Here is a 10,225-nt window from a genome sequence, read left to right on the forward strand (position 1 = left end):
GGTATCCAGACAAGGAAATGTCAGCCCATTAACCGCATTCGCGAGCAAGCCCGCTCCCACAGGGAATACCCACTTCAGGTAGATAGCATCGGACATAAAAAACGGGAGCCCTCAGGACTCCCGTTTCTCATGTTGCCGACAACCGTTCATTTCGCCTGGTAAATGATCCCCGGGCTGCACTGGACCATCTGGTAATGGTCCGGCAATCCGTTGAGCGCTTCGGAGGCGCCAAGGAACAGATAACCACCGGGCTTCAACGTGCTGTGAATGCGCAACAGGATGTCCTTCTTCACTTCCGCAGAGAAGTAGATCAGGACGTTGCGGCAGAACACGATGTCGAACTTGCCGAGGCTCGCGTAGCTGTCCAACAGATTGAACGAGCGGAACTCCACCCGGCTCTTGATCGGCGCCTTGATGGCCCAGCGGCCCGGCCCTTTGGGGTCGAAGTAACGCTGCAGTCGCTCAGGGGACAGGCCGCGGCCGATGGCCAGGCTGTCGTACTCGCCGGTCTTGCAATTGTTGAGCATGGTGCCGGACAGATCGGTGGCGACAATCTGCACACCCATCTTCAATTGCCCGACGTTGGTCCGCTCGAACTCGTCGATCGACATCGACAGCGAGTACGGTTCCTGCCCCGACGAGCAGGCCGCTGACCAGATGCGCAAACGCTGGCCGGGGCTGGCCTTGATCGCTTCGGGCAGCACCTTGTTCTTCAACACTTCAAACGGATAAGTGTCACGAAACCACAGCGTTTCGTTGGTCGTCATCGCGTCCACCACCATTTCGCGCAAACCGCTGCGCGGCTGGGTCTGGATGCGCTGGACCAACTCACCCAACGACTTGATACCCTGCTGCTCCATCAGCTTGTTGAGGCGGCTGGAGACCAGATACTGCTTGTTTTCACCCAGCAAAATGCCACAGGCTTTTTCCAGGAATACCCGGAACTGTTCGAAATCCAAATTACCCGTAGACAATGCTGCCGCCTCTTAAATCGTATTGACTGCCAGGGGCAAAGCGCCCCTAGCTGATGTCTGCTGCTTTGATCCGGTCGACTACCCGGGATGCCAGGTCATCAGGACGGAATTTGGCCAGGAAGTCATCGGCACCGACTTTCTTGACCATCGCCTGATTGAACACACCCGACAACGAAGTATGCAGGATGATATGAAGCTTTTGCATGCGAGGGTCGTTGCGGATCTCCGCCGTGAGGGTGTACCCGTCCATCTCCGGCATCTCGATGTCGGAGATCATCATCAGGAACTCTTCCTCCGGCTTCTTGCCCTCGTCGACCAGTTTGCGCAGGTAATCCAGCGCTTGCCGACCGTCGTTCAACGCCACCACTTCGACGCCGACCGTTTGCAGGCAACGCGTCACCTGCTTGCGCGCCACCGACGAGTCATCGACCGTCAGCACCCGCAGCGAGAGCGCCTTGTGCTGGGTTTCGACATCCACCACTCCGACGGAAATCGCTTCGGGTGTCGGCGCCACTTCCGCCAGAACCTTTTCGACGTCGATGATTTCCACCAACTGGTTATCGACCCGCGTCACCGCCGTCAGGTAGTGATCGCGACCGGTACCCTTGGGCGGCGGATGGATCTCTTCCCAGTTCATGTTGACGATGCGTTCCACCGAACGCACCAGGAAACCCTGGGTCTTGGTGTTGTACTCCGTGATGATCACGAACGGATTGTTCTTGTCCTTCAAGGCACCGGAACCGGTTGCCATCGCCAGATCCAGGATCGGAATGGTCGCGCCCCGAATATTTGCCACGCCGCACACGACGGGACTGGATTTGGGCATCAACGTCAGTTGGGGGCATTGAAGCACCTCCCGCACCTTGAACACGTTGATTCCATACAGCTGCTGCCCGTCGAGACGGAACAACAACAGCTCAAGGCGATTCTGCCCCACCAGTTGCGTGCGCTGGTTCACCGAATCCATTACACCAGCCATGCCCAGACTCCTACACCAACGCTAAGTGTTGTTGCGACGCACATTCATCTCTAAACGGCACGGCGCTTGCTTTTTATCTTTCTATGAACACAGAACCGACATTTTTCCGACGCCTGACCACCCCCTACCGCAAATGCCTGGGCGTGATGGCGGCTGTTTGCCTGTTCAACGCTGGCAGCCCTGCCCTTGCTGACGCGGTTACCTTGCCTGACATGCTTATCGGCGTCACCCAGGGCTTTCTTGAGTTCACCGTAGAAGACTATCTGGCTACCAGTCAAACCGAAGGTCGCTACGAAATCCAGGTCAACCAGCTCGACCCGCGCCTGCGCATGCCGATGTGCGACAAGGAATTGACAGCCTCTCTGGAGAGTCCGGCCAAGCCTTTGGGCCGGGTCACGGTCAAGGTTCGCTGCGAGGGATCGTCCCCCTGGACGGTGTTCGTACCCGCTCAAGTCCGCCTGTTTCGCGATGTCGTGACCACCACCCGAGCGCTCCGGCGCAGCGGGATTGTCGAGCCTCAGGATGTGATCCTGCGCGAGCGTGATATCAGCGCGATCAACCAGGGCTACCTGACGTCACTGGACCAGGCGATCGGGCAGCGACTGACCCGACCAATGGTCGGCGATCAGGTGATCACACTGGTGCACCTCGAGCAGGCTGAAGTGATCCGCAAGGGCGATCAGGTGGTGATTACCGCCCGTAGTGGCACGCTCAGCGTGCGTATGCCCGGCGAAGCGTTGTCCAATGGCGGCATGAGCGAACAGATCCGGGTCAAGAACCTCAACTCCCAACGGGTCATCAAGGCGCAGGTCGTCGCGCCGGGCCAGGTGGAGGTTTCAATGTAAACGACCATGAAGGGTCACCTGTTCGCGAAGATGTGGCGCTGGCCATGGCTGTTCCCTAAACTGTGGTCCATACAGGGCAAGCGCTGACGCGCGCAAGCTCTCGATAAATGGGCCTAAAGTTTTGCAGGGAATGGCCGAAAACATGGCAAGCGTCCAAATTCCCAGAGGTTTTTTTATCATGGTCATCGATTTCAGCCGTCTGAACAGCTCCTCGTCACTTACCGGCAGTACACGTACCAGCGTTGCCAAGGAAACCGCCGAAGCCGGCAAATCCGCGCCGCTGAACACCCCGACCGAACAGGCCGGGACCGCAACAGTCGGGGAGTCGGTACATCTCAGCAATGAGGCTCAACAGTTGCAGAAGGTCACTGATACGCTGCGCGATCAGCCTGCCGTCGACAAAGCCCGCGTGGCCGAGTTGAAAGCAGCGATTGCCGATGGCAGCTATAAAGTCGACAGCAACCGTGTAGCCAGCAAACTGCTCAATTTCGAAGCCCAGCGCTAGGCCACCGGCCGCGCCAGGCTTTTGGACGCTTAAAACCCAAGGCCAGCCATGCACGACACGAATCTGCTGCAACTGATCACCGACGATTTCGCTCCGGCGCAACAACTGCTGGAGCTGCTGCGAACCGAATCCCTCGCCTTGCACGGTCGCGACATGTACCTGCTGGAGAACATCCTCGCGCAGAAGCAGGCACTGATCATTTTGCTCGAGCAGCATGGCCGCAAGCGCAGTCAAATCCTCGCCAGTCTCAACCTGCCCACCAACCGCAGCGGGCTTGAGCAACTGGCCAGCCAGTCGAGCGTCGGCGAAACCCTGCTGGCGCAAAGCGATGTGCTGACCGATCTTCTGAGCCAATGCCAGGCCGCCAATGCCAGCAATGGCCAGTCGATCGTCGTGCAGCAGGCCGCCACGGCCACCCAGTTGAAGATTCTGACTGGCGGCGAACCTCCAGCGCTCTATGATGCCAGCGGAACATTTTCCAAGCTTGTGAAACCGCGTCCGCTCAGTCAGGCTTAGGCCCGCCGAAGAGCGTGCTCTATCAAGATGCGAAACATGCTGGCAAAATGCTGGCTAGCCGTAGTCAAAATTTGTCTGGAGATTGATTAACCGTGTCCAATGCCTTAAATGCGGACGATGCTCCGCAGCCACCCAAGGTGCTCAGCACGCCCCTGGAAATCTCCGGCAACCTTCGCCAACTGCAAGAGAGTCATGACCCGCTGATCATCACGTTCCACGAGCGCACTCAGCGCTTCCAGAGCTATCTGGTGGACATTGATCGCGACAGCAACATGATTGCCCTGGACGAAATGATTCCCCGCGACGGCGAACGCTTCCTGCTGGCGGGCGAGCCGTTCAAGGTCGAAGGCTTCCACGAAGGCGTACGCATCGCCTGGGAAAGCAACGGCCCGCTGACCATCGACGAATCCGGCGGTAGCCGCTGCTACCGCGGCACCCTGCCCGACGAAGTGGTCTACCACCAGCGCCGCAATGCATTCCGCGCTGCGTTGAAGCTGGCACAGCTTGTCGACGTGGTGATGGACGGGGAAAAACTCAAGGCGCCGATCGACGGCAAGTTGCTGGACATCTCGGCCACAGGTTGCAAGCTGCGCTTCTCCGGCGACATCACCGGCAGCCTGCAGTTGGGCCAGGTCTATGATCGCTTCACGGCCGCCCTGCCCTTCGGCAAGATGACGGCACCGGTGGAACTGCGCTACCTGCACTTCGAAGAAAAAATCTCCACCACCTTCGCGGGGGTGCGCTTTCACAACATGAGCGGCCTGGTGCAACGGCAGGTCGAGCGTTTCGTTTATCAGCTGCAGCGCGAAGCACGACGTTTCGACAAAGACGACTTCTGATTTAACGGCCCATGAAAAACGGGCAGTCCCTTGCGGTGACTGCCCGTTTTTTTATGCCTCGTATTTATGCATGAGCACTATGGCCTGGCTTCGGTAAAACTCTTCTCCCTGTCCGCATCCGGCTCCTCGGGCGACGCATCGGTTTGCGGCAGCTCAGGTTCCGGGCTCGGTTCTGCAGGCGGATTCTGCATCTGATCCTGAACCACTTGCTCATCAACCCGCGGATCGAGGCACGCCACCAGCGGCGAACTCGACATGCTGTCCGGCATGGCCACGTGATGCAGCGGCGCATCGTCCACCTGATGCAGATTGGTGACGGCTTTCGGACGAATCCGCCATACCAGTACCAGGGCGAAGAAGCTGAAGAAGGCATACAGCATCTGGCTGCCGAACAGCTTCATCAGCACACCGGCGGCCAAGGGCCCGATACTGGCACCGACACCGTAGGTGACCAGCAACATCGCCGTCAGAGACACCCGGCGATCGGCTTCGACGTGGTCGTTGGAGAACGCCACGGCCAGCGGATACAGACAGAACTTCACCAACGAACAGAGGAAGCCGGCAATGAACAGCACTTCCAGCGGCACCTGCTTGAGTATTGCCAAGGGCAAGGCAGCCAAGGCCAGGACCAGGGCAAAGCAGCGGATCAGCAGCGCGCGGTCGTAACGGTCGGACAACCAGCCCAGCGGCCACTGCACCAGCAGCCCGGCGAAGATACAGCTACCCATGAACAGACCGACCTGTTCCGTGGACAGTCCTTGCTGCGAAGCGTACAGCGGCGCCAGACCGTAGAACGAGCCAATGATCAACCCCGCCCCCAGCACGGTACTCAACGACTGAGGCACGCGTTTGATGAAGAATCGCGGTTCCATCGGCGCCGGGTGCAACGGCGCCGGGTGAATCCGGCGGGTCAGCGCTACAGGCACCAGGCACAAGGCAAAGCACAGGGCGACCAACATCAACAACTCAAGGCCCAGGCCCGGGTGCATGACCAGAATCAACTGCCCCAGTACCAGGCCCAGATAGGACGCGATCATGTAGCCGCTGAACACCGTACCGCGTTGCGAGGCTTCGGCCTGCTCGTTCAGCCAGCTCTCTATGACCATGTACTGACACATCATCCCGAGGCCGACGATCACCCGCAGAAACAGCCAGGCCGGCAACCAGTCCACCAGGCCGTGCCCAAGCACCGCCGCACCGACGATCCCGGCACAGGCCGAGTAGGCACGAATGTGTCCAACCCTGGCAATCAGCCGATGGCCGATCTTGCCGCCCAGCACCAGGCCGAAGTAGTTGGCGGCCATCAACGCACCGACCCACAGGCTGTCGACGTGATCGGCCGCCAGGCGCAGGCCCAGGTAAGTACTCAGCAGGCCTGAGCCGATCAACATCATCAGCGAGGCGAAATACAACGCTCGAAAGGGTTTCCAGATTTGGCGCATCGGCGTTCCGAGCGGCTCCTTGCGGTGAGAAATCGAACTACCGAAACGATAGCCCGAGATGGGTGATGCGTCAGGCCTGGGCGGCTAGGACACGCCGTTCCCAGGGGGTAATTTCATCATAGAAACTGGTCAACTCCAGCGTCTTCGAAGCGATGTAGCCTTCGATGAACTCGGTGCCGAACAGTTCCTTTGCCAATTGGCTACGTTTCAGACGTTCAAGGGCAGCATGCAGGGTACACGGCAACGAAAGATTGTCCGGCACCTCAAATTCCCCCTGGATAGGCTCGCTCGGTTCGAGCTTGCGATCAATGCCGTACAAACCGGCGGCCAAGCTGGCGGCAATCGCCAGATACGGGTTGGCATCAGCACCGGGCAAGCGGTTCTCGACCCGACGAGCGACCGGCGAACTGGCTGGAATGCGCAAACCCGCCGCCCGGTTGTCATGGGACCAGCAGGCATTATTCGGTGATGCGTAAGGATGGCACAAGCGTTGGTAGGAATTCACATTCGGCGCGAACAGCGCAGTGAAATCCGCCATGCAGGCCTGCTGGCCGGCAATGAAATGGCGGAAGGCTGCAGTGGGCTGGCCGGACTCATCACTGAACACGTTAAGTCCCGTTTGGGCATCAACGATGCTCTGGTGAATATGCATCGAGCTGCCCGGCGTGTGCGCCAGGGGCTTGGCCATGCACACCACGGTGAGGCCATGCTTGAGCGCGACCTCCTTGAGCAAATGCTTGAACAGGAATGTCTGGTCAGCCAGCAGCAGCGGGTCGCCGTGCAGCAGGTTGATCTCGAACTGACTGACGCCCATTTCGTGCATGAAGGTATCGCGAGGTAGTCCCAGGGCCGCCATGCATGCGTAGACTTCACTGAAGAAAGGCCGTAAACCGTTATTGGAACTGACACTGAATGCTGAATGACCCTCTTCGCGACGACCATCCAGGCCAATGGGCGGCTCAAAGGGTCGAGTCGGATCGGCGTTGGGCGCGAAGACAAAAAATTCCAGTTCCGTGGCCACTACCGGCATGAGGCCAAGGGCAGCGTAACGCTTGATCACCGCTTTGAGCTGGCCTCGAGTCGAGAGATTGGAGCTCTCTCCGGTCAATTCGTCTGCATCGCAAATGGCGAATGCGCGAGGGTGCCTGCTCCAGGGCAACGGATGGATCTGCGCGGGATCGGGTACCAGCGCGAGATCACTGTCATCACTGCCGTAAAAACGCGCTGGCGGATATCCGCCCATGATGCATTGCAGCAGCACCCCCCTCGCCATCTGCAGGCGTCGACCTTCGAGGAAGCCCTCGGCGGTCATCACCTTGCCACGCGGTACGCCATTCAAGTCCGGCGTAACGCATTCAATCTCATCAATGCCCATCAGTCGCTGCGCGAGTGAACCCAGGCCATCGGTTGTCATGACACTATCCTTGTTATTGTGCGAGCCGAGAATGGCGACCCGTACAAATTAGGCTCCGCGTGTTCGGAATATCAAGCAGCGACGAGTAAAAAGGTTTTATGCCATAGCACAGGATCAGGGCAGGTAGAGACTGAACACGCCGCCGCCCAACGGGCCGCCGTTGCTTATTTCGGTGCGTCCGCCTACTCCGTTGCGCTGATGCAATGCCGCGATCCGTCCGGCGAAATACAACCCAAGCCCGGTGCTGCCGCTGCTCTGATTGATACCCTGCACATAATCCGCCTGGTGCTCGACCATTTGCGCGGGATAGCCGGGGCCGTCGTCATTGATGGTCAGCACCAGTTGCCCGGCTTCATCGCTGACACTGATCAACACTGCATGTCGGGCAAAGCGGATGGCATTGTTGATGCTGTTTGCCAGCACCGAAGCGATCAACTCCCGATCGAAGAATCCCAATGGGCTCAACGGGTCGACTTCGAAGGTCGCGGCAATACCGCGGCTGGCGAATACATCCTGGTGGCAGGCCAGTTGTGCTTCGATGAAATCGTCCAGTTCGTGATAGGCCGGCTGCAAAGGCATCTGGTTGACACCCAGCTTGTACAGGCCCAGCAGCTGCACGAGCATGCCGTTGAGGTGAGCGAACTCGAACTCGATGACACCTTGCTCGGATGTATGCCTCGCCGGGTCGGGCAGCTTGGCCAGCCATTGACTGTGAGCCTGCATCAGCATGGCCAGCGAGTTCTTCATGTCGTGCACGGTGGATGCGATGACCGTGGAAAAATCCAAGCCTTGCTGATTGTCGTTCATTCGCCGAACGCCTTGCTCTTGAGTTTCTGGTAACGGGGATAGCGCGAATCCGTATCGGGCATCAAACCGACCATTTTCAGGCACTTTCGGCACTCTTCGAGTTCGGTCGATGGCACGCTGGTGTCCGTGCCGTGCAGCAGTGACTGCGCCATGTTCAACGCGATACTGATGTTCTTGGGCTGCAGTGCCAAAGCCTTTCGGAACACTTCCCGCGCTTCGACCAAGTTCCCGGTCTTGTAGACGCGCACGCCCTGACGGTTGAGGTCGGCCGCGGCATTGCCGGAATTGAGAATGGTCGGATCGTCCGTGAGCTTGGCGATGTCCTTCATGACGGCCGGATCGTCGCCGTAGATTTCCACGCAGTTTTTCAGCATTGAGGTGCCGGCCTCTGCTTGACCGAGCATCTGCAGTTGCTTGGCGACCAATAACGCGGCTTCGGCGCTCATGAACTGTTCCATGCCGTCGAGGCGCATCATCGCTTGCTCGGTGAGTTTTTCGGCGGTCTCGGCATCGTTGAGCAGCAGACTGGTCGCCTTCATCAACCGGGCACGGATTTGCAACCCGGGGTCGGAGGGATTTTCCTTGGCTACGGCACTGAGCGTTGTATTGATTTCCAATCGGGTTCGGGTATCCAGGCCTTTTTCGCTGCCTTTACTGATCAAGGCATGGGCCAGTCCGAGGTTGCTTTCGGCATCCTTGAAGCGTGACTGGGCGCCTTGGGAAACAGCCTGACGGTAAGCCTTGGAGGCGGTGTCGAAATCCTCGTTGGCCATCGCCAACTTGCCCAATTGCGCCTGGCGCCGTACCGCCAAGGGAGACAGGCGAATGGCTTCTTCCAATACTTTCTGAGCCGCTTTTGTATCCCCTTCAGCTACCAATACGTCCGCCATGCCGTCGTAGAGTGCGGGCATCATGGGGAAGACTTTCAGCGCTTTTTCGTAGACACCCTTGGCTTGCGCGACCTGGCCGCGTTTGAACAGCAACTTGCCCAGTCCGGCATATGCCCAAGGTAAAGGCCGGTCGGCGATGATGCTGTCGTAGAGACGTTCAAGCGCCTCATTCTGATTCAAATCACGCAGTGCATCGGCGCGGTATCGCAGGCACAACGGCGAGTAACGGATGTCTTGTTTACACAAGGCAATGCAGGCATTGAGCACTTCGGCCGGCTTTCCTCGATCAAGCGCTTGGAGAATTGGTTTGAGCAGCGTCTTGCGTTGCTCCAGTCGCTCAAGCCGCTGGGCCAGACCGGACCGGTTGAAGGGCTTGGTCAAATAGGCGTCAGGTTCGTGTTCCAGCGCGCTGAGCACCATCGCCTGACTGGTTTCAGCAGTGACCATGACAAAGACACTTTCATGGCTGATCAGCTTCTCGATCATCAGGTCTTCGAGTACCTGCTGACCGTTTTTCTTGCCATCGCCCAGGTGGAAATCCTGCAGGATGAAATCGTAGGACTTCTGCGAGCACATTTTCAGTGCCTGCTCGCCAGTGTCGGCGGTATCCACATCCTTGACACCCAGTTCACGCAGCATGGACCTGACCGAGCTGCGGAAGTCCGAAAAATCATCGACGATCAGAAAACTCTTTTGGTGATACGACAGCATCGAAGATTTCCAGGCAATTTAAGAAGAAGAACCGAAAGGCAAATTCATGAAAAAGATCAGCTTCTCTGCCGCTCCCGCGCGCAGATGATAGCTAGTAGCCATGAGCTATCAAGCGTTTTCTCCTGATTGGAGAACTGCAGGAAGTGGAGAACTGTGACCTTATGGTTATCGGCCAGTAGTAGCGTTCTCTTGAAGCGAGATGCGTAATCGCAGTGGTTTGCGATAGAGGCGGGATGGGGTGAGGCGTTCTTGTCTGGCAACTTTTCTAGCGCGCAAAACAAAACCCCAACTGCTTTCGCAATT

The 10,225-nt window shown here is 58.2% G+C and carries 11 protein-coding genes; 4 read left to right on the forward strand and 7 right to left on the reverse strand.

Features of this window, described 5'->3' with window-relative positions; translation table 11 throughout:
- Positions 1 to 146: 146 nt before the first annotated feature.
- Positions 147 to 974, reverse strand: a complete 828-nt coding sequence (gene cheR / locus B0W55_RS26805; RefSeq protein ID WP_077048929.1) for a protein-glutamate O-methyltransferase CheR — start codon at positions 972 to 974, stop codon at positions 147 to 149.
- Positions 975 to 1,020: 46 nt separating this feature from the next.
- Positions 1,021 to 1,953, reverse strand: a complete 933-nt coding sequence (locus B0W55_RS26810) for a chemotaxis protein CheV (RefSeq protein ID WP_015096472.1) — start codon at positions 1,951 to 1,953, stop codon at positions 1,021 to 1,023.
- Between the two features lie 83 nt (positions 1,954 to 2,036).
- Between B0W55_RS26810 and flgA the strand changes: the two genes are divergently transcribed.
- From flgA to B0W55_RS26830, 4 genes are all read left to right on the forward strand, one after another.
- Positions 2,037 to 2,798: a flagellar basal body P-ring formation chaperone FlgA gene (gene flgA / locus B0W55_RS26815; RefSeq protein ID WP_077048930.1), complete on the forward strand. Its 762-nt coding sequence runs from the start codon at positions 2,037 to 2,039 to the stop codon at positions 2,796 to 2,798.
- A gap of 178 nt (positions 2,799 to 2,976) precedes the next feature.
- Positions 2,977 to 3,303, forward strand: a complete 327-nt coding sequence (flgM, locus tag B0W55_RS26820; protein WP_077048937.1) for a flagellar biosynthesis anti-sigma factor FlgM — start codon at positions 2,977 to 2,979, stop codon at positions 3,301 to 3,303.
- A gap of 48 nt (positions 3,304 to 3,351) precedes the next feature.
- Positions 3,352 to 3,819 (forward strand): flagella synthesis protein FlgN, encoded by a 468-nt coding sequence (locus B0W55_RS26825; protein ID WP_077048931.1) that lies wholly within the window; start codon positions 3,352 to 3,354, stop codon positions 3,817 to 3,819.
- A gap of 92 nt (positions 3,820 to 3,911) precedes the next feature.
- Complete coding sequence (locus B0W55_RS26830) at positions 3,912 to 4,658, forward strand: flagellar brake protein (protein ID WP_077048932.1); 747 nt, start codon at positions 3,912 to 3,914, stop codon at positions 4,656 to 4,658.
- A gap of 77 nt (positions 4,659 to 4,735) precedes the next feature.
- Here the strand turns inward: B0W55_RS26830 and B0W55_RS26835 are convergent, their stop codons facing one another.
- The 5 genes from B0W55_RS26835 to B0W55_RS30990 form a co-directional block, all read right to left on the reverse strand.
- Positions 4,736 to 6,100, reverse strand: a complete 1,365-nt coding sequence (locus B0W55_RS26835) for an MFS transporter (RefSeq protein WP_077048933.1) — start codon at positions 6,098 to 6,100, stop codon at positions 4,736 to 4,738.
- A 70-nt stretch (positions 6,101 to 6,170) separates the two neighbouring features.
- A complete protein-coding gene (locus B0W55_RS26840; RefSeq protein ID WP_175645574.1) occupies positions 6,171 to 7,412 on the reverse strand; it encodes a glutamine synthetase family protein in 1,242 nt (413 codons plus the stop codon).
- Positions 7,413 to 7,628: 216 nt separating this feature from the next.
- On the reverse strand, positions 7,629 to 8,321 hold the full coding sequence (locus B0W55_RS26845; protein WP_077048935.1) for a sensor histidine kinase KdpD: 693 nt from the start codon (positions 8,319 to 8,321) through the stop codon (positions 7,629 to 7,631).
- The gene (locus tag B0W55_RS26850; protein ID WP_077048936.1) at positions 8,318 to 9,922 is read right to left on the reverse strand and encodes a tetratricopeptide repeat-containing response regulator; all 1,605 of its coding nucleotides are present in this window, start codon (positions 9,920 to 9,922) and stop codon (positions 8,318 to 8,320) included. The genes B0W55_RS26845 and B0W55_RS26850 overlap by 4 nt, the downstream gene beginning before the upstream one ends.
- Positions 9,923 to 9,978: 56 nt before the next feature.
- Positions 9,979 to 10,225, reverse strand: a 247-nt coding sequence (locus tag B0W55_RS30990) for a hypothetical protein (protein WP_218189774.1), incomplete at its 5' end; no start/stop codon positions are given.

The sequence above is a fragment of the Pseudomonas sp. KK4 genome, from assembly GCF_001984065.1.
Classification (GTDB): Bacteria; Pseudomonadota; Gammaproteobacteria; order Pseudomonadales; family Pseudomonadaceae; genus Aquipseudomonas.

Bases quoted from the DNA above. Each gene is read 5' to 3' on its own strand.
- B0W55_RS26845 (WP_077048935.1), bottom strand. From the start codon at position 8,321: ATGAACGACAATCAGCAAGGCTTGGATTTTTCCACGGTCATCGCATCC.
- B0W55_RS26835 (WP_077048933.1), bottom strand. From the start codon at position 6,100: ATGCGCCAAATCTGGAAACCCTTTCGAGCGTTGTATTTCGCCTCGCTG.
- B0W55_RS26850 (WP_077048936.1), bottom strand. From the start codon at position 9,922: ATGCTGTCGTATCACCAAAAGAGTTTTCTGATCGTCGATGATTTTTCG.
- B0W55_RS26840 (WP_175645574.1), bottom strand. From the start codon at position 7,412: ATGACCGCCGAGGGCTTCCTCGAAGGTCGACGCCTGCAGATGGCGAGG.
- B0W55_RS26810 (WP_015096472.1), bottom strand. From the start codon at position 1,953: ATGGCTGGTGTAATGGATTCGGTGAACCAGCGCACGCAACTGGTGGGG.
- flgM (WP_077048937.1), top strand. From the start codon at position 2,977: ATGGTCATCGATTTCAGCCGTCTGAACAGCTCCTCGTCACTTACCGGC.
- B0W55_RS26825 (WP_077048931.1), top strand. From the start codon at position 3,352: ATGCACGACACGAATCTGCTGCAACTGATCACCGACGATTTCGCTCCG.
- flgA (WP_077048930.1), top strand. From the start codon at position 2,037: ATGAACACAGAACCGACATTTTTCCGACGCCTGACCACCCCCTACCGC.